A 22,115-nucleotide genomic window follows, 5' to 3' on the forward strand; every position below is an offset into this window, starting at 1 on the left:
GGACTTGACAAGCCGACGGAATGGGTGGAGAAGCACTGCGAAGAATTGGCTCGAAGGCATCAGTTTCTATCGCCGGCATGGTTGGTCGAACTGCCGGACGGAACCGTCACTCCGCGGCAACGTTTCATCCACGTTCTTTATCGCGACGTGCCTTACCGGCTCATGCCAGCGATACGTCGCTCGCAAATTCATCAACGTATCGGCGAACGCGGAGCAACGACTTATGCCGGCCGCAGCAGCGAGATCGCTGCAGAACTGGCCATGCATTTTGAGCAGAGCCGCGACTGGCTGCGCGCATCGAAATATCTGATTGAGGCGGCCCAAAATGCAACTCGCAAGTCCGCGCATCATGAGGCTGCCGGGCTTGCCAGGCGAGGATTGGAAGCGCTCAAACCTCTGCCCAGATCCGCCGAACTGACTCGGCAAGTGATTGCTCTCCGCATGATCCTGATCGTTTCACTTATGGCCACCAGGGGTTTTGCGTTGCCTGAAGTGGACGATTTCGCGGCTGACGGAAAGGATCTCTTTCAGCAGACCGATGAGTCTCCACAATCATTCAACTTGCTATATTTGCTCGGGTTCTCGTACATAATGAGAGGGAAAATCAGCCCCGCGATGGAAATCGCGGAACAGTTGATCGTCCTTGCGGGAAAGCTCAATGATCCAACGCTAGCTATGGAAGCGCACCGCGCCATGGGGGCGACGTTGATAGAGATGGGGAAGTGCACCGAGTCACTTGAACATCTCGACCTGTCTTCCCGGCTTTACACGGCGAACCGGCACCGTCCATTCACATTGATGAACATCGGTCATGACTGCAAAGTACTCAGCGAATGTTTCGCAGGAAGAGCGTTGTGGACGCTCGGCTTTCCGGATGCTGCCCTAAGACGGGTGCAGGGGGCGTTGGCCTTTGCCCGGGAGCTCGCCCATCCGCAAAGTTCGGTTGGGGCCGCTCACTTTGCCTGCGAGGTTCATCAATTACGTGGTGAACCCCTGCTTGCGCGAGATCTCGCGTGCCAGGTTCTGAGGCTTGCGGATGAATATGGCCTGGAATATTGGGTTGCCCTCGGCAAAGTCGATTTGGGATGGGCGGATGCCGAACTCGGAAATGCTCCTCTGGGAATCGAGGAAATTCAGGAAGGACTGGCTGCGTACGAAGCGACTGGCGGTAAGCTCTGGAGTCCGCGCTTCCTGGGTCTATACGCTGTTGCGCTTGGGAGAGCGGGGCGCTTCGAAGAAAGCCTTGCGGTGATCGCGAAGGCCTTAACGTGCGCGGAGCACAGCGGGGAGGCATACGCCATTGCGGATCTACATCGTATCAAGGGAGAGTTATTCATAGAGAGCTCCGAATTGAACCAGGCTGACAACCCTCCGAATGACTCATCTCGATCAACGGCCCTTTCTCGGGCTCGAGCGTGTTTCGTTCGCGCCCTTACACTCGCACAGCAGCAGGGAGCGAAATCGTGGAAGTTGAGAGCCGCATTGAGCATGCACCAGCTTGACCTGATGCTTGGGAATCCAAACCCCGCGCAGCTTTCGGAGATCTATTCCTCCTTCACCGAAGGCCACGAGACTGCCGATCTGCGCAAAGCCAGAGGCCTTCTTGAAATTGCTTCTCCGCAATAGATCTGCGGTGACGGGCTCAGCCGCCACCGACCAAAGACCACAGCGCTCAAGCGGGCTAGAATCTCCTCGAGTCTCTACGGAGACAATCAACAATCTAGTTATATTTGCAAGCGTCGGTTCCGATTGGCATCATCGAATACGCGCTGAGATCGATCGGTACTAATAAATCCGCCAGTGTTTACAAATCAAATCCACATGGACGTAAGATCGGCTTCTCGGACAAGAGATCGCTGCCGATTGACTCGTTACGGCCTTCTCGATGAGCGCATTATCGCCGAGTCACTCAGGTCTGGTGGCGTATGCGGTGTTTTTCTAGCTATAATTTTTGACACGGTCCGATCCGTGAGATCCGGCCGTTTGTTTTGTGGGGTTTGGCGGGTCGGTTTTCAAACCCCTTTTGTCACTGCGCTGATTCGCTTGTGAGTGTCGAAGAGGACGCGTCGCTGGTCGCGGAGCGATTGGTCGATCTTCTCTGTGTTGGCAAGTATTTGCTGCAGAGTGAGGCGGGCTTCACATGCGTCCTTGAGTGCAGAGATCTGGCCGCAGGTAGAGACGTAGACAAGCATGGCCACCATCACGATGACGGCCAGGCAGACAAGTAGAACTAGAAGGTGTTCGTTCATGCGGCGCGCCCCTCGGTGGTTGTAGCGTGCTTGCGGAGCACGCGTTGGATAGTGATTTGGGTCGCGGTTTTCTTTCTGACTTCGTCAGCTTCTCTATATATAAATGGAAGGTTATTTGTGGTCTCTTCTTCCCTGATGATTACTGCAGGACCCTTGATCCATCGTCAGGATTCTTCTCGGATCTGGTCTCTATATATAGATCAAGTCCCTTTCTCTCCCGCCGCCGGCTCGGAAATCGTCGCCCGCCGACCCTCGAAAGGGAGTGTCCTTCTGGTAATAGTACAGCCAACAATCGTTGGAACAAATTCATCGACACCCTTGCAGGTAACGAGGTGTCATTCCAAACGTGGCTTTCACAAGCCATCATGTTCTCGCACTAACTCCGAATTAATATTCGGTGGTCAATGCCTTCGGGCTGGATCCGTAGCGATTGGGTCCCGGGAAGCTGTCGAACATCGCAAAGACGTAAACAACGAATCCGAGAACCGGAATCGCGAGAAGAAGCGTCCACGTGGCACTCTTGCCAGTGTCATGCAGTCTTCGGACAAGGCAGGCATACGAGGGAAAGATGGAAACGCATATATAGACTGCGAACAGAATTTGGTTAGCAAGCAATGCCGCTTCGGTGAGTGGCGTATCTGTTCCGTGAGAAGCTAAGGCGGCGATAATGGCGATCACAAACGCGAAGAAGAGCAGCGCCAACATAAGGAAGATATTTGCGAGTTGGAACATCCAGTATTCTTTGCGGCTGGATCGGCCGTCAAAATCCATGGCGCGATTCCACGCGAGAAAATATGAACTCAATGGAATTTCTCCGGCATCGGATCTAAACGGCGGAGACTAGCTAAGCTAAGGCCAACCAACCGTCACAGCAAAGTTCCCACAGTGGACAATGTTTCTGCAAAGCATTTAATGAGATATTGCTAATCCGAGGAGTGTGTCGGGATGCTCTGAAGTAACCACGAAAACGTAAAACAAGGTTATTTCTGATTGCGGGACTTGTGCGGTGAGACTCGAAGCACTCACGTAAGTGGTGGCGAGGCTGGTCGAGGAACTGGTTCCGGGGCTGGTCTGCCCCCATTGCACCTGAGAGCCGGATACAAAACTCGAACCCGTCACAGTGAGAGCGAAGGCCGCCGCCGACTTTGGCGCGCTCGTCGTTGAGATTGAGACGATGGACGGCGTCGGATTGCTCCCTCCCCCCTCCGTTTCCTCCCGTTCTCGACGATGCTCCCCCGCAACCGGCGAGGAATGCAGTGACACCCATCCACAGAAAGTAAACAGGCAATTGGAATGGCTTCATGATTGACGGGGTCTATCAGGCACGCCGCATTCGTCGGTGAGGCTGATCAATAGATTGCACCATTTTTGGTAATGTCCGGTTGGTCCACAATTCGGGCGGCAGGCTGAGCTACGAAACTCGACGCTCCAGACCGACGACTGTCAAAAGGGCGAAGCTGATTAAAAGGAGATCGACGACATCATTCTTTTTGCTTCCGGGTTACCAGTGACTCGCCCAAGATGCACAGATGCCCAGTCACGATTAGACACACTTAGCTCAGAATTGACGGTAATGGTCATTGGCGCGCGGATGCGAAACATGCGCCAGGGATCTGCACCAATAATCTTACGTTCGGCCGTCGGCCGGGTATAAGATTTCTGTACCTGCACCTGCTCCACCTCCGCAAAACAAGGAGCTACACCATGCGAGTGCTCGTCCTCTGTTTCATCGCTTCCCTTGTCGCGCTTGGCGATGCACAAACCAGAAGGCCTGCTCCCAGACCCACGAGCCCTCTCGCAACGGCATCCGCACCTGCCAAACCATCCTCCACTCCCCCCATGCACTTCACTGCCGCCGGCCTCAACAACGAGGATGACCTCGTCCGCATATACACCGGCGACTTCCAGTCCATCCAACTCGACCGCGGCAGCACCGTATTCATGTTGATCATCTCTGGTTACATGACCGACTTCGGCAACGACTGCAAGCAGTTCCTTCCGCCCAACAAGGTCGAGATCACGCAACAGGTCTGCGCCGACGGACCCTCCTCGCAGCCGTACAGTCCCGACGGCGTACACGATGTTTATGGCAATCGCATCCAGAATACCGGCTGCACTTCCTACCGCACCGAAGGCACCGGCGTGTACGCCGACCCGCAACTCTACGACGCCGTCAAGGACGTCGCCGCGCAATCGCAGGCGCATCTGGTCCAAAACATGCTGGGCATCCCGACCGGTAAAAGTGGCCGGGCGGCCAATCCGTTCACCATCAGCCAGGAGATCACCGACCAGCTCGTCGCCGTAAAGGGCGAGACGAAATCTCTCATCCGCGCGAACGGCTGCGGCAGCCCCGGCCTCAAAAACTTCCAGTCCAACCTCATTCGCTTCGCGAACGGCGAGAATGCGGTCAAGTACGCCGGTGCAATTGCCTCAGCCCCAATTGCATCGCCGTCCGGCGGTCCGGCGAAGGATGCCGACTACACCCGCCTTCTGGATGACCTCGTCACAGATAACGCTCGCGGATGGATGATGAATCGCTACCAGCCCGGCAGCATATCCGACCCCATCGTCTCCCATGATCCAAGGGGCTTCCCAGTCCGCATCATCGCTCGCTATAGCTATTCCAGCTCGCAAGGCAGACAAAGCGGACGCGTCACTGTCTCCTTCAAAGATGGAACACCGGAATGCCTCTACTTCTCCGACGCGCCCGATACCTGTCGTGCACCGAGTCAGCGGGTTATCTCCGCCTACCAGAGGAATGCTTACGCGAACACAAAGTAGAGCCGTGAATCACGCTGGACGAGTCTGCGCAAACCGCGAAGAAAGAGATGATCTAAGATTGGTTCGCCGTTGCCGATGGAGCAGTCTTGAAGAGGGAGTTCCAGGGCAAGGGAGCCCGCATAACTGTCTTTCGATGCGGCTAACAGGAATATGTAATATTCTGAACGGAGCTTCGGTACTAGCATCGCCCTGTGCTGAGACTGCATTTGAATATTGCCGCGGGCCGAAACGGCGCTTGGCTGCTCGCTGTCTGTCTCCTGACGAGCGCTTGCCACTCTTCATCAAATTCGCCTCCGATCATCTCGTTCAGCAGGGTCCCTGGCGCCGACGACGGTGGTCCGGGCAAAACCGACACCATTGTGGGCCGGATAACGAATGCTCGACCAGGCCAACAGATCGTGCTCTACGCCAGGAGCCAGGGAAAGTGGTGGGTCCAGCCTTTTTCTGAGCATCCATTTACGAAGATTCAGAACGATTCGACTTGGAAGAGTGAAACTCATCTGGGTTCTGAATACGCGGCGGTCCTTGTTGAGCCGGGATATACCCCGTCGGACACTGCGGATTCGCTTCCTCCAACAGGGGCCGGAGTAGTTGCCGAAGCGGTAGTGAAAGGTGTAGGCCCCGCACCTCCGCCCACTCCCATTAAGACAATTCACTTCAGTGGTTACGATTGGACAGTCACTAACGCTGCGAGTTTCCGCGGTGGAACAGGATTCGAATTCATTCCTGCAAATGCCTGGACGGATGAAAAGGGCGCCTTGCATCTCCGCATCGCCAAGGGTCAGGCGCCGGGTAGCTGGACTTGCGCAGAAGTCCGGCTTACGCGGAACCTCGGATATGGAACGTACGTATTCGTCGTGCGCGACGCCGCTCATATTGAGCCTTCTGCTGTTCTTACGCTTTTCGCCTGGGACGATCTGGGGACCGAACAGAAGCGCCGCGAACTTGATGTTGAAATCAGCCGTTGGGGCGTCGAGAAGAACCCAAACGCACAATATGTGGTCCAGCCGTACTACATTCCCGCGAATGTCGATCGATTTGTTGCGCCAGCGGGCCTACTCACCCACTCGTTTCGGTGGGAACCCGGGGAAGTTACATTTTCTAGTGCCGCGGGAACTTCCGGTGCAACTGTAACCCATCTCGTGAACACGCACGTCTTCACTTCGGGAGTCCCCACCTCTGATGGAGAACTGGTGCACATAAACTTTTATGTCTTCCGGGGGGGCAAAATTCCCCTGAAAGACGGCGACGAAATCGTCATTGAAAAGTTCGAGTATCTGCCGTGAGGTGCGTGCTACCGCATTTTTGGAAATGGTGCAGGCCGGAAACGACACCACCCATAGCCGCGACCAGCAGCGAGCGGCGACTTCCCTTGAGGCAAGGATTTCACAATATTTCCAAAAATGCCGTAAGTCGATCCGGACGGCTCCTTGTGGTGGCGTTGATGGGGTGTTCCCTCAACAGCGCCCGTGCGCTCGACCCGAACCGAATGATGTCGCAGTATGCCCGGGAGCAGTGGGACATCGAGGGAGGGTCTGCCGGGGGAATCGTTCGGGCGATCGCACAGACCACGGACGGATACTTGTGGATAGGCACGGACAGCGGCCTGGTGCGATTCGACGGATTCAACTTCCACGCCGCTCCATTCTCCTCAACGGGATTATTTTCCAATGCCCGTGTGCTAGACCTGACCAAGGATAGCGACGGCAACCTGCTGGTGCGGCTGCAAGGCTCCGGCATTCTGCGCCAAAGCAACGGGCTCTTTGAAAGTGTTACCTCCGACCCCGAGCCGCGTGCCTCCTATGTCACGGCCATGTCGAGCGAGACAAATGGAAGCGTACTGCTCTCCGACTTGAAGGACGGATTGCTTCGCTATCGAGGTGGGAAACTTGAAGTTCTGGCCCAGCGCACGAGTCTTCCCGGGTTTTCGCTGGTCGTCTCCCTGGCTGAGACATCAGACGGCAATATCTGGATGGGCACACTGGGAACGGGCCTCTTCTATTTGGCGCAGGGAAGGGTCAAGAACATTTCCGCAGGAATGCCTAACGAGAAAATCAACTGCCTCCTGCCGGTGGGCGCCAACGAGTTGTGGGTCGGCACCGACCACGGGTTGTTTCGTTGGACCGGGACCACCATGCAAATGGTTGGATTGTCGCCTTTGACGGACCAGGTCCGCGTTCTGACTCTGCTCCGGGATCGAGATGCGAACGTATGGGTGGGGACAGCGCAGGGACTGTTGCGCATTAACGCTCTAGGTGTTTCCTTCTCGGATGAGAAAGAACTTCGTGGAGATGGTGGCATCAATGCACTATTCGAAGACCGCGAAGGCAACCTTTGGGTCGGCGGTACAAGGGGCGTCGAACGAATCCGGGATAGTGCCTTCGTAACCTACTCTTCTGCGAGTGGACTTCCCTCGGAGCAATATGGGGCCATTTATGCGGGCGCGCAGAATCGGATCTTGTTCGCCCCCGCCAATGGGGGATTGTATCGATTCAGGAGCGGCCGGGCGGAGCCTGCAAAAGAAGCACAGATCGGAAATGATGTGGTTTATTCCATCAGCGGCCAAAACGATGAGATTTGGCTTGGCAGAAGAAATGGCGGGCTGACACACCTCCGATTCGAAAGTGGCCATCTCACATCCCGGACTTATACGGAGGCAAACGGACTCGCACAAAATAGCGTTTTCGCCGCCTACGAGAGTCGCGATGGAACGGTTTGGGCTGGAACGCTGAATCGAGGCTTAAGCCGGTTCAAAGATGGAAAATTCGTCACCTACACGACCGCGAACGGCCTCTCATCCAACACCGTCAACGCGATCCTGGAGACCCGCGACGGAACCATATGGATTGCGACGCCCAATGGTTTAAACGCATTCTTGGCAGGCCATTGGAAGACTTATTCATCGAAAGAAGGTTTGCCTTCAGACAATGTGAACTGCCTCTTCGAAGATTCGTCTGGTGTGCTCTGGATCGGAACCGGCAATGGTCTCGCGTCGCTACGTTCGGAACACGTTGAAGCCTTCAGTACCCGCCCTGACCTGCTGACAAAACAGATCCTGGGGCTTGCCGAGGCCAAGAACGGGTGGCTTTGGATAGCAACGGCAAATCATATATTGCGCGCGCGGCGCGACAAGCTCTTGGGGGACGAACTGGAAGAGGGCGATGTTCGGGAATATGGGCTTGCAGACGGTCTCGAGAGCACGGAGGGTGTGAAGCGGTGCCGTTCGGTAGTCTCAGACTCGGCGGGCAACATCTGGTTTTCACTCAGGAGAGGCTTGTCGGTTGTTAATCCATCCCAGATCTCTGAGAATTCAGTTTCCGCGCTGCCACACATCGAGTCGATCACCGCCGATAACAACACCGCAAACCTCGACGCCTCCGTTCGAATTCCTCCATCTCCCAGGCGAATCACATTTGAGTACACAGGGCTGAGCCTCGCGGCTCCCGGGCGGATTCGCTTTCGATATTTTCTCGAAAATTTCGACAATAGCTGGAGCCAGCCGGTTGCAGCGCGAGAAGCCGTTTACACGAACCTTGGGCCCGGCCATTATCGATTCCGGCTCGTCGCCAGCAACAGCGAGGGGCTGTGGAACGGGCCGGAAACTGCGATCGCTTTTAGCGTCGCCCCGGCCTACTATCAAACTTACTGGTTCAGATTTTCGTGCATCGCCGTCTCTATTGCACTGCTCTGGGCCGTTTATCAAATGCGTGTTCACCAGTTGCAGGAGCAAGAAAAGAAATTCCGCGACGCGGTAGAAACCATGCCGGCCCTGGCCTTCGTTGCCGACCCCAAGGGTAATCGCACTTTTATGAACAGGGGTTGGCTGGAATACACAGGATTGAGCCGGGAAGAAGCATCAGGGTGGGAGAAAGCGATTCACCCTAATGATCTCAACCGCATCACCGAACGGTTGCGCGTGTCCGAGAGGACGGGCCAACCGCTGGATTATGAAGCCCGGCTGCGCCGCGGATCGGACGGAGTCTATCGCTGGTTCCTGATACGCGCCGTGCCTGTGCGGGACAAGCGCGGGAAGATTGCGAAATGGTGTGGAGCGGCAACGGACATTGAAGACCGCAAACGTGCCGAACAGCTCCAGGCCGATCTTACCCATGCGAGCCGGGTCAACGCGATGGGAGAACTGGTTGCCTCCATCTCGCATGAACTCGCACAGCCGTTACAGATCACAACCGCTCATGCCAAGGCATCTTTACGATGGCTTCAGCGCGATCCGCCCGAAGTGACGGAAGCTCGCAAAGGAACGGAAAGGATCATCGAAGCCGGCGCCCTTGCGTCGGAAATCATCAAGCGTCTGCGATCGTTATACAAAAAATCCCCTCCCAAACAGGAGTTAGTCGCGATCAATGAGGTCACCGGCGAAATGGCCGGGATGATGAGAGGTGAGGCCAGAGAACATGGGGTATCGATCCGCACTGATCTGAAAGACGATCTTCCCATGACCGTGGCAGATCGTGTGCAACTTCAGCAGGTGCTCATGAACCTGATGCTAAATGGCATCGAGGCGATGAAGGACACGGGTGGCGTGCTGACAGTGAAGTCGCAATTGGGTGAGGACGGCCAGATCGAGATCGCTGTGAAAGACACAGGACCTGGCCTGCCCGTGGACAAGATCGACCAGATCTTCGACGGATTTTTTACCACTAAGCCGCAAGGCAGCGGCATGGGCCTGGCAATCTGCAAGTCGATTGTCGAATCGCACGGCGGACGGATTTGGGCCAACGGCGATGGCGGGCGTGGCGCAACGTTCCACTTCACCTTGCCTGCGCCTCCCGCGCAAGCAAGCCCTCCCGTGGACGCCGAGTGGTTTCGGGGCGAAGATTCGGCATAGCCACACGCTCACGTGCTCAAATGCCGTTGGTTCCCGACTCTGCCTGCCCCTGGGCGGGTTCAGAGCCCGAGGGTCCGGTGTCGTGGGAAGCAGGCGCCGAGCCGGGTGCGGGAAATGAGCACTTTTCTGTTTGCGGCGAATCAGGTGCTCGAATGGGCGCTGTGACGCGCGTTGGTAGAAGGCCGGAACCACTCCTGGCTTGGAGCATTGCCTGCAATTCTTGAAGGAGCGTCATCGAGTTTGCAGAGCTCACAATGCTTGAGCTTGCGGGCTGAAAATGCAAGCGCTGCGTGATTGGTGCGAGCAATGGCATCGCCAATGCTCCTGTCAGCACGAGTCCCAGGCCCGCCTCTTGCGTGAACATATTGCGGATGTCGAAAGCGCGTAGGCAAACAGCGGCTGCCAGGCCGACGAGTACCGAACGCAAAACTGTTTTGGTCAGGACGGGAATCATCGATCCTCCTTATTCGAGCAGTTTCGGAATACACGTAGACCTTTGAGAGTAGTGAAGGGTGCTTCGGTTACCCCAATTCCGAAACTGCTCAAGTTGCCTGCTTCTTATTTTTCGAGAATCTGCTCGAAATATGCCAACGCGCGGGGATCGTGTGTCTGTCCGAGCCAGAAGATCGCGTCCTTGCGAACCGCAGCGTCTGGATTAGTTTGCGCCACGTGCAGGAGTTCCGGTACCGCCTCGTCCTTCGGCAACTGGCTCAGCGCAAACACCGCCTTCTTCTTTACTCCCACTTCAGGATCATTCTCCACCGTGTCTTTCAGCATCGCTACGGCCTTCTTGCCCGCCTTTTGCCCCACCCAGAAGATCGCCTGTTCGCGAACACCGACGTCCTTATCTGACTTTGCCATGCCGATCAAATCGTCGACCGCTGATGGATCATGACTGACCGACAAATCAAAACTCAGCTTCTTGCGAAATTCCGGATCGGAGTCGTCCTCGAGCTTCTTCAGCGCCAGGAAACCATCGTGCCCGCGCCCCGCCCCCAGCCAGAATGCCGTCTTCTCCCGCAGCCAAAGGGGGTTCGTCGATGCAGAGAAGCTCACCAATGCGCTCGTGGCCTTCGCGGTCTCGTGCATCGCGATTGCGGCCAGTGCCTGGTCCGTGTGCCGCTTGTTGTCCGCCGTCACCAGGCTCGACAACCACGCCACGCTGTCGTCTGCCTTGACATCTGTCAACCAGGTGAACGGCAATCCTCCCGCATCCAGCCGGCATCCGCTCCTAATGAAGCGAACCTTGTCCACCGCTTCGTGATCGATCCGCACCAGTACAGCAATGCTCGCCGGGGTTGTCTGATCGTGGTCTGACGAATGAAACGTATTGTTCGAATCCTCCAATCGATACACACCGCAACATCCATTGTCCGCCGATGAGTCGCTGTCGTCTGAGCACATCGAGAAATGCGATCCAGGAACTGCCGCGACCTCATAGCCCAGCCAGAGGGGTCCATTTGAATGCTGCAATGTGTTCACCGTCGCAGAGAGTCCTGCGCCGGCCGACTCAGTGTGAAACTGCGCGTTGATCACCTTCGGCTGCTGTTGCGCCACCGCGAGCATCGACACGCTGAGTGTCGCTGCAATAAACCAAGCCTGTCTCATGGGGATTCCTCGCTACTTGTTCAAGATTTCGAGCATGTATTTCGTGGCCTCCTGGTTATGCATCAAGCTAAGCTGCTGCACCAGGTATTTCTTCATCTCCAGATCCTTTTCGCCGCGTGCTAGCGTCACCAGATCCGGCGCATCATTCGCCAGGAACAGTGCCTGCGCCGCGGCGCGCTTCGTGTCCACATCCGTATTCTTCTGGTAGGTCGAGACCAGTGCAGGCGCGACCGACATTCCGCCCGCAATGCCAAGATTGCGAATCGCCTTACGTCGCAACTCCGCATCCTGTTCCGACTGCGCAATCTCCGTTAAAGGAGCCACGCCGTTGTGGCCGCTTGCAATCAGCGAATTAATGATGTCGGCCTTTGTCTGCGCGTTGTTCGATGCGCGATACATCGTCAGCAGATCCTGTCCTGCGCTCATTGCTCCCAGCGTATGGACAGCCGTCTTCACCAGTTCCGGATTGCTCTCCTGGCGTGCTGCTTCGAGGAGCTTTGAGGAGTCCCCAGTTATCAGATATGACTGCAGGATCACCCGCTTCACCTGGGTGTCGCTCGTGTGCTGATAGATCGAAGCCAGGCTGTCGTCAGCGCGCTTGCCCTGCGCCACAGCCAGCATCCGGATCGCCTTGATCTGCAGCGCCGGCCCTGACTGTCCCTGCGCGATCTGGCTGACCAGCGCTTCAGCCTGCGGCGAGTGACTCTGCGCCAGCACAAACAGCGCCCGGCTTTTCAGCTCTTCCGACTGGTTGCCGGTCAGTATCTTCTGGAGGATCGGTACCGCCTGCGCCTGGTCCTGCTGCATCAGCGCGTTTATCGCCAGCAACTTCAGGTTTTCGTCGGGCTCCGTCTGGGGAGCAACCGGGTCGCCGCTCTTGCCGCGGATTTCGATCTCCAGTGCGCCACACTCGTCCACCCACCGGCTCTTCGGATGTGCCTTTCGCAGTTCGCCGCACGTGCCCAAAGCACTGGCTGACTGCCCTTCCTTGTTCTCCGCATAGGCTTTCCAGTAAAGCGCTCCCTCCGCGTGTTCGCCGTGCATCTGCGCTACGCGATCGAACAGCCCTGCCGCGTCGGACCAGCGGCTCTCGTTGATTGCGCGCGTCCCGTCGGCATACAGACTTGCATCGTCGGCGCCCATGCCGAAGGCGTTCGCGACCAGCAAAGGCTGCGACATTTCAGCATGCAGGCCTCGCGGCGCAAACGTCAGCGTAGTGGCAAGAAGAATTGCAGATATAACTTTGATTTTCATTAGATCGTCGCTCCTTTTGTCCCCTGATCCTGACTTCGTGCCTGCAAGACCCGAATCTCAAACAGAATTCCCTTGGTGTTCATGTCTTTGCGTACGCGCTTGAGATCCGCCGCAGTCAGATTCGGATCGTTTGCGATCTCTGCCAGCACGCCCTCCAACCGGTCCAGGGCCCCGGCCAGTTCCGCATCGCCTGTATTGCTCGCAGTCACGCGATAGAGCCGGTTCGATGCCAGAAGTTCCCGCGCCTCCGACTGCATCTGGTCGTTCTCCGCACTGTCCGGTGATTGCGAGTGCTCCAACTGCACCAATAGCCGCTCTGTGCGATCCAGGTGATCGGTCAGCACCACCAGCACCACGCGTTGCGTTGCCTGCGGACTATCCGTAATATTGGCCTTCTTCGTCGTGCTCCGCTCCCAGTAGCGTCCCCCAAGGAAGACCGCCGCCAGCAGCATCGCGAACGCTACGGTCATCCCTGCGGCTCTCCACCCTGCCCACCCGCGCCAGCCTGCCATCCTTTTCTCATACGGGATCAGCTGCGACCGCAGGGTCTGCCACACGTGCTCGCCATAATCCGCGCTCCGCTGAGGAACCGCTGCCGACCGGATCTCCTCAAGGCTTCGCGAGAACTCAGCATACTTTCGCGAGCATTCACGACATGCTCCGAGATGCGCGTTTGCTGCGCTCGTACCCTCGCCGTAATACAGCTCGATCATTTCGTCTTCGGTCAAGTGCTTCATGCGTTCCCTCGCAGCGGCGCCAGTTCGCGCCGCAACTTCTGCACCGCGCGAAATACCGCCTGCTTCGCCGCATTGGGAGCAATTTCTAGTACTTCTGCTATCTCGCTCATGGTCCGATCCTCGAGGTGCCGCAGGACAAACGCGCATTTCTCCGTCGGTGTCAGCCGCTGCATCGCCGTCTGTTGAGCCGCGCTGATTTCCCGGCTCAGCAACACCCGCTCAGGGTCGGCATCCCTCGCCGCTACCTGCACCGTCTTCTCCTCTGGATTGGTGTCCTCGCCGTGATGGTACTCTGCCTCAATCCCCGGCCGGCTCACCCGGTTCAGCGCACAGTTCACAGCGATCCGGTAGATCCAGGTCCCGAAGGCGGACCGCCGCTCGTAGCTCTCCAGTCGCTGATACCCGCGCAGAAACGCCTCTTGCACAATCTCCTCCGCATCGGCTTCGTTGCCGGTGATCCGAAACGCCACTCGGAAGACAGTCGCACTGTGAGCGCGAACAAGCGCACCATACGCTTCCTTGTCGCCGGCCAATACGGCCCGGACAACGGAGTGATCGTTTCCCTGCATTCAGCACCTTAGACAGAGGTCCAGCTGTGCGGTTAGGAGAATATTTTTGGGCCCCGGTTATGCCGCTCCCACCGCTTCAACCATGGTTGCCATGGTTCCACAAATCTGACGTCGTTGGAGCCGACGCCGCCTGACGGGAAGGAAAATGAGCTTCTCGGCGTTATCGTGAACTTGTCTGGCCGTTCACCGCTGTTCAAGGCTTCCGGCTGCTCTCGGTTGTATTGGAAGTGGAAAGGCAACTCTCCAGCGCATGTGGCCTACATCAGTTTCCGGTTCGAGCGCATCAAGCGGTTGACAACCTTATATCGGATCCCTGGATAGACCGACGTCACGTGCTCGGCCGGCATACCGTTCTCGAGGTACGAAGTTCTGGTAAAGAGAAAAACCGGGCTCTTGGGCGCGATTTCGAGCAGTCGCGCGTCTTCTGCGTTAGCCTTTCCCACTTCGATCACTTCGTCGGTCACCATAAGCTGAATGCCATATTGCTCGGCCAGTTCTTCATAGAGCGAAGCAGTGGGATCGAAGGTCTCCAGCAAATTTGGACATAGGCGCACGGGCAGGCAACTGCATTCAATTCCCATGGGAACGGAATCGCCATAGCGCACGCGGCGCAGACTGAAGACCTTGTCGCGCTCGGTTAACCGCAAGGCGGCCATTACGGTCCGGTTGGGAGTACAGATACCGAACGAGAGCACCTTGGAGCTTGGCTTTGCGCCGCGCGCCTTGGATTCTTCAGTGAAAGAGAGAACTTGTCTGAAATCTCGCTCCAACTTGATTCCAGAGATGAATGTTCCCCTGCCCTGTCGGCTGTAAACAACGCCCAGCTCAGAGAGGGCGCGAACCGCTTGACGGACGGTCATCTGGCTCACGCCCATGCGGTCAGCGATTCTTTCAATCGAGGGCATCGGCATGCCGGGTTTCAGCTCGCCCGACCGGATCTGGTCCAGCAAGCGCAGCTGAATCTGGTGGTAGAGGGGGATTCCACTCTTGCGATTCAACGGGGATGGACGGGAATTCTCCATCCCGGACCGCGGCGTTTGAGTCTTAGCCATGTTCGAACGATCCTCGAATTCAAGCGCCTTTATTCAGCGTTCTGTAAGCCTGCGTGTCAATTACTGCTCTTGGGCCTATTGATGATAGACCGATATGTTTGCAGTTTCAGTGATCAGGTATTCGCCGCCCAGCCCTGCGACAAAAACAGTTTTCCTTCTGCGTTTCCTCGATTCCCTTTACTACCTACCAATCTCGCCAGTTCTCTGCAGTTCAGTTTGTGCCGGAATCCGCATGTACCGAAAGCTCGCGGTCCTGACCCGCACCACGAACGGCGAATCCCGGAATGGTTACCGGCAGCCGCCCGTGAATCGGGATTTCTCCAAAAAGAGCTTCGACAAGGCTCGATGCGGAGCCTGGAGTGTCAGAAAATGTGCAGATATAGGTTTGCACGCCGGGAATGGAGCCGCCCGTATAAGGATTGCCGAATGCGGCAACGATGGTTTTTTGTCCAGCGGCAGCCACGATGTCAGACAGCAATTGCATCGGTTTTGAATCGAGACCAGCCGATCCACCGGCGTGTCCTTCTGTTGTACGTTTTGGGTTAGGAACCGCCTCCGCTAATGCAATCACATAGCCGGCGTTCTTCACTGCTGCCATCACATCGTTGGCCACAAACCCGGCGTTGGCTGCGTCGACGAAGAAGACCGGCGTGCCCGGCGCACGCTTGTGCAGTTCGGCGATGAACTCGCGGCCACCCTCGCTCTGCACTCGATCAGTAAAAACTACGGCGACGATTTCAGCCCGTTGCGCAGGGCCGGGAAGCGGAACAATCTTTCCGGCATCGGACACAAGCGTGACCGCCTCGTCCGATGCCTTCTGTGCAATTGCACGGCTTTGCGGCTGCGCAACATCCTTCTCAACATCTGACAGATCTACGACACGATTTCGACTCAGACCGAGCGAGGCTTTCAAGCAGAGAATCTTCAAAACGCTCTCGTCCACGCGTGCTTCAGAGATTTCGCCCTGCCTGACCGCATCGAGCAAACCGATGGCTGCTCCATCGAGATCGCCGGGAATGATCACCATATCGTTGCCGGCGCGTATGGCGGCTACGGCTTCAGCCGCCGCAATGTCGTGCTCCGATCCCGTGAAGACTTTAGTCAGCCCAGCCATATCCAGTGCGTCCGTCACCACGAGGCCATGAAAGCCAAGCTTTTCCTTCAGCAATCCCGTGACCACCTTTGGAGAGATGCTGGCGGGAAGATTGGGATCAGGTTCGACAGCTGGCACCAGCAAGTGACCGACCATCACCGAATCCACTCCAACAGCGATGGCATTACGAAACGGGACCAGTTCGACAGCATTTAATCGATCTGTATTTCCATTCACGCGGGCAAGCGACAGATGCGAATCAGTGTCTGTGTCCCCGTGTCCCGGAAAGTGCTTGACCGTAGTCAGCATGCCTCCACGATGTGCGCCCTCGATGTAGGCGTCCACCATTTTGCTTACCAGCGCGGGATCTTCGCCGAATGATCGCGTATCGATGATCGGATTAGCCGGGTTGGAGTTCACGTCAGCCACTGGAAACCAGTTCCACTGGATGCCAATGGCGCGTGACTCGCGGGCGCTGATTTCTCCAAACTCCTTCGCTATCTCTACATCGCCTGCAGCCCCGAACGCCATGGCTGCCGGGAATGCAGTAGCGCCATTCAGTCGCATGGAGAGACCGCGCTCGAAATCTGCTGCAAAGATAAGCGGGTACTTTGAATCACGTTGAAGGCGGTTGGTCAGTGCCGCGACTTCCAGCGGTTCGCTCTTGAGTAGAAGCGCCCCATCCGTCGGAACTGACACACCAAAGCCGCCTACATGGTATTTCGTCATCTCGCCGCGCAACTGCAGGTACTCAGGGCTGTCGACATTTAAGAATTGAACCCTCGCCCACACCATGATCATTTGCCCGACTTTCTCTTCGAGCGACATTCTATGGAGAGTTTTCCTTGCCCATTGCTCTCCCTTGCGGTCCAGATGAATCGCAGGCGCAGTTGCGCCCCAGGCATGAATGCCACTGAGCAGCAATGCAACACACAAAGATCGGACTCCTAGGTGTTTTAGCGCTAATTCGAACCTGCGTACTTTCATCATCTGATCCCATCCCTGCTATCTCGCTCAATAGAGCAGATACTTCGTGCGTTCCGTCACGAAGGTACTCGCCGCGTCCTGCCAGTCTTCGGCGATGCGTCTTGGGTCTTCGCCTGCAACTAGTCCGCCAAGCGATTCTTTGTTGCGCATGAGCCCATCCAGCGCAGGCGCCTTGAATTGATTTGGATAAAGATGGAGTAACGCCGCCGCGATCTCCAGTCCCAGTTCCGGCGCATCGAGGCTATCGCGTGCGGTCACCACGATGTTTACACCGCCGCACGGTTGCTTGGCATAAGTCGATGCGGTGGGAGTGAAGCGCACAGGGAGGAAACGTGCCCCGTCGATTTGCCGCGCATTGAGATAGGCAGACAGGGCGGGAGCGTCGATCCACGGCGCGCCAACAAGTTCAAACGGGGCATCTGTGCCGCGTCCCACAGAGATGTTCGTGCCTTCAATCATTCCGATGCCGGTGTAGAGTGTGGCTTCGGTCAGGCTTCGCATATTCGGCGAAGGATTGATCCACATCAGGCCTGTCGAGTCGAACCAATCGCCGCGCATCCAACCCTCCATGGGAACGACGGTCAAGTTTGCGCCAATTGAACGCTGGCCATTGAAGAGCTGCGCCAGTTCGCCGACGGTCATTCCATGACGGACCGGAATCTGCCAATAACTCACGAAAGACTCGCTTCCTGGATCGGCGATTGGTCCTTGCACATAGACACCGCCGACGGGATTGGGCCGATCGAGCACGAAGATTTGCTTCTGGGCCTTCGCTGCTGCTTCGAGAAAATACCCCAACGTGCTCTCGTAGGTATAGAAGCGCGCGCCGATGTCCTGTATGTCGTAAACAATGGCGTCCAGATCAGCAAGCTCTTCGGGAGTGGGCCGCCGCCTGGCGTCCGTATCGCCGTAGACGCTGTAAACCGGAACGCCCGTTGCGGAATCCTGCGAGTTGCCAATCTCAGTGGTATCGAGCGCCCCTGCTACACCGTGCTCGGGACTGAAGATTGCCTTGAGAGCAATACCCGGTGTATGTGCGAGTAGATCAGCGGTGCGCTGACCGCGTGCATCAATCCCGGTTTGATTGGTTACCAGCCCGATGCGCACCGGATGCCCGGTATCGGGATGCAATTCGCGAAAAGCGTGCTCTTCCAGAACATCAATTCCGGCCTTGACTTCCCCATTGCGTGTGGTGAGTCTCCGCTCAGCCATCAGCGATTCGTTGTAGCCGGTGATGCGCACGAGCCGCAGTTTTGCCTGTTCGCTTACGGTCAGGTCAAGTGAGTGAGCTACAGCCGTCGCCACGCGCGAACGCAACGAAACCATCGACCCTTTTCCATTCGGGTGCACTGCATTCGCAAGAAGGATAATGTAGCTATTCGTTGTCGGATCGATCCAGAGGGATGTACCTGTGAACCCCGTATGCCCGAAGGAGCCAACAGGCAGAAGTTCTCCGCGATTGCTGGAAAAGGGCGAATCGATATCCCAGCCCAGCCCGCGCAGACTGGACGCAGTCGCAGGCTGTTGCGGGGTGGACATCTTCTCGATGGCGGAACGGGTCAAGACGGTGTGTCCGCTAAGCAATTCCTGGGCGAATTTAGCAAGATCGTCGGCGGTTGAGAAGAGGCCTGCATGACCGGCAACGCCTCCCATCCTTCGTGCAGTAGGATCATGGACTGTGCCCCGCAACATCCTCCCGTTGTCGTCATATTGCGTGGGAGCAATGCGCGGCAGCCATCCGGCAGGAGGAAGAAAGCGGGTCTCCGTCATGCCGAGAGGTGCAAAGATCTTCTTCGCCGCGTACTCATTCAAAGGCATTCCGGAGACCTTCTCAACAAGGAACCCAAGCGTCTCGAAGTTGATATCGCTGTATACAAATCGCGTGCCCGGAGGGTTAACCAGCTTCGCTTCCATCGCCATCTTGAAAGCGGTGTCGCGCCCTGCCCATGACTCCTTGAGATCGAGGTCGGGTGCGAGTCCCGAGTAATGCGTCAGCAGTTCACGAACGGTAATTTGGCCTTTGCCATTCTGCGAAAACTCCGGCAGGTATGCGCTCACGGGATCGTTTAGCCTGATGCGCCCCGTTTCTATGAGCTGCATTACCGCTGTGGTCGTGGCAATGCACTTGGTCAGGGATGCAAGGTCGAAGATCGTTCCCACGGTCATCCGCTCGCGTGTGGGCTCAAGTGAACGCGAACCGAATGCCCTGCGATAGACGACGTGGCCATCGTGCCCGATCAGCACAACGGCGCCAGGCGTGTTGTCGCGATCTACAGCATCCTCGATGATCGCGTCGAGGTCAGCAAAATCATGAGCACGCCGTGGCTCATGTGAATGCTGCGGGAACAGTGATGGACAGACGCTAGTCACGACGAGTGCGATACCGCAAGCCACCCGACGTATGCTTCGAACGTTCCTCGTCCCACTCCGCATATCAACCTTTAATTGCCTCACGAACATTGCCTTTGCTTTTCCCAAGTCTCCGAGCCGCCTCGGCTCTGCTGACATTTGCCTTCAACATCACCAGCGCAACGGGCAGCTTCATTCCAGCTTTTTGCAGAGTCTGGATTGCTGTCACCTGATCAACCTCGGCCAGAGTTTCGAGAATTGCGATTCCGCGTTGCTCAAGTTTTTGGTTCTTGAGAATCAAGTTGACCATGAGGTTGCTGCTGACGTAACCCACCCGTGCCATCGCCGCAGTTGTCAGCATGTTGCAGATGAGCTTTTGCGCGGTTCCAGCCTTCAACCGCGAACTGCCTGTGAGAACCTCGGGGCCAACTTCAACCTCAATCGAGATATCGGCCACCTTCCCCAATTGTGATCCGCGGTTGCAGGCGATTCCGACGGTCGCTGCGCCTTTGCTTTTTGCATATTGCAGAGCGCTGATGGTGTACGGAGTGAAGCCGCTGGCAGCCAGGCCGACAATGACGTCTCGTTTCCCGGGCCGCATCCGCGCCATATCGCGTCGGCCTAGATCCGCCGAGTCTTCGCTCGCTTCCGTAGCATGCGTAAGGGCCTCTTCTCCGCCGGCGATGAGAAACTGAACTTTTTCTGGACTCGTTCCAAATGTCGGCGGGCACTCGGATGCATCGAGCGCGCCTATACGTCCACTCGTCCCGGTTCCCACGTAGATCAGGCGCCCTCCCCTGACGAAGCCTTCGGCGATCAAATCCACCGCCTTTGCGATCTGCGGCAACGCGCGGCGAATGCGACGCGGCACAACCGCGTCTTCACGATTCATGACTGAAACGATCTCCAGAGCGCCCATGGAATCGAGATTCTCGGTGGCCGGATTTCGACGCTCTGTCATCAACTCACTAATCTGCATTTCCATTCCTCACCAAGGCGGGCTCCGGAAGCCGGACCGGCCAGCTTGCGGCATATCCCACAACAAAAGTAACAATGCTGCCCAGGACGACGTACCAAGTGAAGGAGACTTGCGTGAACAACCAGAGATAGAGATTCAGTGCCAGACCACAGATCATGCCAACCATTGCACCACGCTCCGATGCACCGCGCGTGAGGACGCCCAGCAAAAACACCCCAAGAAGCCCACCGTATGCAACAGACGCAATGGTCAAACCCACTTCGATGACGCGCCCACCGTGCCGAGCGATCAGAGCAAGCACAAACAGAATCACTCCCCAGCCCACCATGGCCATTCGTGAAAGCTGCATCCGGCGCCGTTCGCTCGATTGCGGTCGGAAGCGCGCATAGAAATCGACGATAGTCGTGGATGACAACGAATTGAGCGCCGCACTCAGGTTTGACATAGCGGCTGCGAGAATGGCCGCAATCAGCAACCCACTCACTCCGTGCGGCATGTGCGCTACGACGAATTCCGGGAAGACTGTATCAGAACGCGTGAATGCCGAAGCTGGCGGAAAGACGCGATAGTAGACGAACAGCATGGCGCCGATCAGCAGAAATAATGAGAACTGGGCCAGGATTGCCACGCCACTCATGATTAAGGCGGCCTTCGACTGTCGTTCGCTGCGTGCCGAAAGCAGGCGCTGCACGATCAACTGGTCGGTTCCGTGGCTTGCCATGGTCAGAAACGTTCCGCCGATCAGGCCGGACCAAAGTGTGTATTTCGTCGTTGGATTCCACGAGAGATCCAGGATGCGAAATTTGCCTGCATTCCCCGCGACTGTATGCACGGTGCTCCATCCGCCGGGGACAAGATGCAGGATCGTGAAGAGCGCGATGATGGTGCCCGCGACGTAGACTGTCTGCTGCAGGACATCTGTCCAGATCGCTGCACGGAGCCCCCCTTTGAAGGTGTAGACGAGAGTTAGCGCCGTGACCACCGCAATCGCAGAGAGGTCGCGCTGGAAACTGCTCAAACCTCCGAGCATCCCCGCCAGGGCAATCCGCACAACAATCGCGACTGCAAAAATTCGCACTCCTTCTGCCGCAGCACGGGTGACAAGAAATATGCCAGCCGTGAGCGTGCGCAACTTCTGGCCAAAGCGTCGTTCCATCAATTGATAGGCAGTAACAAGACTTCCCCGGAAGTAATGAGGGATGAAAAGGAAGCTGACCAGAACGCGTCCGATCACATAGCCGATGACGAGTTGCAGGAAGCTGAAGTTTCCATCGTAGGCCAGTCCCGGCACGCTGATGACCGTAAGGGTGCTCGTCTCCGCAGCCACGATGGAGAGAGATATTGCCCACCAGGGAATGGCATTGTCAGCAAGGAAGTATCCTTTGATAGTCTGCTGGCCGTTACGAAAGCGCAAACCAAAGAGCGTCACTCCCGCCATGTAGACGGCAATTATGCCCAGATCCAGCGTGTTGAGTCCCATGAATACTTTCCGCTTCTTCCTGGAACAATAGCGCATCGCTTTAACTTGGTGCGAAAGCGTGTGCAGAATTACATGCGATCGATCTGGCACGCAGTTTGAAGACTTCGTGAATCTCCGCGTCCGGCCAGCTC

16 protein-coding genes are annotated in these 22,115 nt (G+C 56.8%); 4 read left to right on the top strand and 12 right to left on the bottom strand.

What is annotated here, in order from left to right:
• Positions 1–1,626, top strand: a 1,626-nt coding sequence (locus VK574_RS10965) for an ATP-binding protein (protein ID WP_472799891.1), incomplete at its 5' end; no start/stop codon positions are given.
• A gap of 386 nt (positions 1,627–2,012) precedes the next feature.
• Here VK574_RS10965 and VK574_RS10970 read toward each other — a convergent pair.
• Positions 2,013–2,249: a hypothetical protein gene (locus tag VK574_RS10970; protein WP_472799892.1), complete on the bottom strand. Its 237-nt coding sequence runs from the start codon at positions 2,247–2,249 to the stop codon at positions 2,013–2,015.
• A 387-nt stretch (positions 2,250–2,636) separates the two neighbouring features.
• Positions 2,637–3,053 (bottom strand): DUF805 domain-containing protein, encoded by a 417-nt coding sequence (locus VK574_RS10975; protein WP_472799893.1) that lies wholly within the window; start codon positions 3,051–3,053, stop codon positions 2,637–2,639.
• Between the two features lie 900 nt (positions 3,054–3,953).
• On the opposite strand from VK574_RS10975, the gene VK574_RS10980 reads away from it, so the two are divergent.
• From VK574_RS10980 to VK574_RS10990, 3 genes are all read left to right on the top strand, one after another.
• Positions 3,954–5,030: a hypothetical protein gene (locus tag VK574_RS10980; RefSeq protein WP_472799894.1), complete on the top strand. Its 1,077-nt coding sequence runs from the start codon at positions 3,954–3,956 to the stop codon at positions 5,028–5,030.
• Between the two features lie 206 nt (positions 5,031–5,236).
• Positions 5,237–6,316, top strand: coding sequence for a LamG domain-containing protein (locus VK574_RS10985; protein ID WP_472799895.1), 1,080 nt, complete (start codon positions 5,237–5,239; stop codon positions 6,314–6,316).
• A gap of 158 nt (positions 6,317–6,474) precedes the next feature.
• On the top strand, positions 6,475–9,876 hold the full coding sequence (locus VK574_RS10990) for a two-component regulator propeller domain-containing protein (RefSeq protein ID WP_472799896.1): 3,402 nt from the start codon (positions 6,475–6,477) through the stop codon (positions 9,874–9,876).
• Positions 9,877–9,892: 16 nt separating this feature from the next.
• Here the strand turns inward: VK574_RS10990 and VK574_RS10995 are convergent, their stop codons facing one another.
• The 10 genes from VK574_RS10995 to VK574_RS11040 form a co-directional block, all read right to left on the bottom strand.
• Positions 9,893–10,330: a hypothetical protein gene (locus VK574_RS10995; protein WP_472799897.1), complete on the bottom strand. Its 438-nt coding sequence runs from the start codon at positions 10,328–10,330 to the stop codon at positions 9,893–9,895.
• 104 nt (positions 10,331–10,434) lie between these two features.
• Positions 10,435–11,484, bottom strand: coding sequence for a HEAT repeat domain-containing protein (locus VK574_RS11000; RefSeq protein WP_472799898.1), 1,050 nt, complete (start codon positions 11,482–11,484; stop codon positions 10,435–10,437).
• 12 nt (positions 11,485–11,496) lie between these two features.
• Positions 11,497–12,738: a HEAT repeat domain-containing protein gene (locus VK574_RS11005; protein WP_472799899.1), complete on the bottom strand. Its 1,242-nt coding sequence runs from the start codon at positions 12,736–12,738 to the stop codon at positions 11,497–11,499.
• A complete protein-coding gene (locus tag VK574_RS11010) occupies positions 12,738–13,475 on the bottom strand; it encodes a hypothetical protein (RefSeq protein ID WP_472799900.1) in 738 nt (245 codons plus the stop codon). Before VK574_RS11010 ends, VK574_RS11005 begins: the two co-directional genes overlap by 1 nt.
• On the bottom strand, positions 13,472–14,044 hold the full coding sequence (locus VK574_RS11015; RefSeq protein WP_472799901.1) for an RNA polymerase sigma factor: 573 nt from the start codon (positions 14,042–14,044) through the stop codon (positions 13,472–13,474). The genes VK574_RS11010 and VK574_RS11015 overlap by 4 nt, the downstream gene beginning before the upstream one ends.
• Before the next feature lie 257 nt (positions 14,045–14,301).
• Positions 14,302–15,096: a GntR family transcriptional regulator gene (locus VK574_RS11020; RefSeq protein ID WP_472799902.1), complete on the bottom strand. Its 795-nt coding sequence runs from the start codon at positions 15,094–15,096 to the stop codon at positions 14,302–14,304.
• A gap of 211 nt (positions 15,097–15,307) precedes the next feature.
• Entirely contained in the window at positions 15,308–17,017 is a 1,710-nt protein-coding gene (locus tag VK574_RS11025) for a glycoside hydrolase family 3 protein (protein WP_472799903.1), read from the bottom strand.
• 186 nt (positions 17,018–17,203) lie between these two features.
• Positions 17,204–19,570, bottom strand: a complete 2,367-nt coding sequence (locus VK574_RS11030) for an exo-beta-N-acetylmuramidase NamZ domain-containing protein (RefSeq protein ID WP_472799904.1) — start codon at positions 19,568–19,570, stop codon at positions 17,204–17,206.
• 40 nt (positions 19,571–19,610) lie between these two features.
• On the bottom strand, positions 19,611–20,486 hold the full coding sequence (murQ, locus tag VK574_RS11035) for an N-acetylmuramic acid 6-phosphate etherase (RefSeq protein ID WP_472799905.1): 876 nt from the start codon (positions 20,484–20,486) through the stop codon (positions 19,611–19,613).
• A gap of 7 nt (positions 20,487–20,493) precedes the next feature.
• The gene (locus VK574_RS11040; RefSeq protein ID WP_472799906.1) at positions 20,494–21,984 is read right to left on the bottom strand and encodes a sodium:solute symporter; all 1,491 of its coding nucleotides are present in this window, start codon (positions 21,982–21,984) and stop codon (positions 20,494–20,496) included.
• Positions 21,985–22,115: the final 131 nt, after the last annotated feature.

The organism is Occallatibacter sp., from assembly GCF_035317045.1.
GTDB lineage: Bacteria > Acidobacteriota > Terriglobia > Terriglobales > Acidobacteriaceae > Telmatobacter.

Coding starts and splice junctions, on each gene's coding strand:
- VK574_RS10970 (WP_472799892.1), bottom strand. CDS start 2,249: ATGAACGAACACCTTCTAGTTCTACTTGTCTGCCTGGCCGTCATCGTG.
- VK574_RS10995 (WP_472799897.1), bottom strand. CDS start 10,330: ATGATTCCCGTCCTGACCAAAACAGTTTTGCGTTCGGTACTCGTCGGC.
- VK574_RS11000 (WP_472799898.1), bottom strand. CDS start 11,484: ATGAGACAGGCTTGGTTTATTGCAGCGACACTCAGCGTGTCGATGCTC.
- VK574_RS11020 (WP_472799902.1), bottom strand. CDS start 15,096: ATGGCTAAGACTCAAACGCCGCGGTCCGGGATGGAGAATTCCCGTCCA.
- murQ (WP_472799905.1), bottom strand. CDS start 20,486: ATGACAGAGCGTCGAAATCCGGCCACCGAGAATCTCGATTCCATGGGC.
- VK574_RS10990 (WP_472799896.1), top strand. CDS start 6,475: ATGGGGTGTTCCCTCAACAGCGCCCGTGCGCTCGACCCGAACCGAATG.
- VK574_RS11005 (WP_472799899.1), bottom strand. CDS start 12,738: ATGAAAATCAAAGTTATATCTGCAATTCTTCTTGCCACTACGCTGACG.
- VK574_RS11010 (WP_472799900.1), bottom strand. CDS start 13,475: ATGAAGCACTTGACCGAAGACGAAATGATCGAGCTGTATTACGGCGAG.
- VK574_RS11025 (WP_472799903.1), bottom strand. CDS start 17,017: ATGTCGCTCGAAGAGAAAGTCGGGCAAATGATCATGGTGTGGGCGAGG.
- VK574_RS11040 (WP_472799906.1), bottom strand. CDS start 21,984: ATGGGACTCAACACGCTGGATCTGGGCATAATTGCCGTCTACATGGCG.
- VK574_RS11015 (WP_472799901.1), bottom strand. CDS start 14,044: ATGCAGGGAAACGATCACTCCGTTGTCCGGGCCGTATTGGCCGGCGAC.
- VK574_RS10980 (WP_472799894.1), top strand. CDS start 3,954: ATGCGAGTGCTCGTCCTCTGTTTCATCGCTTCCCTTGTCGCGCTTGGC.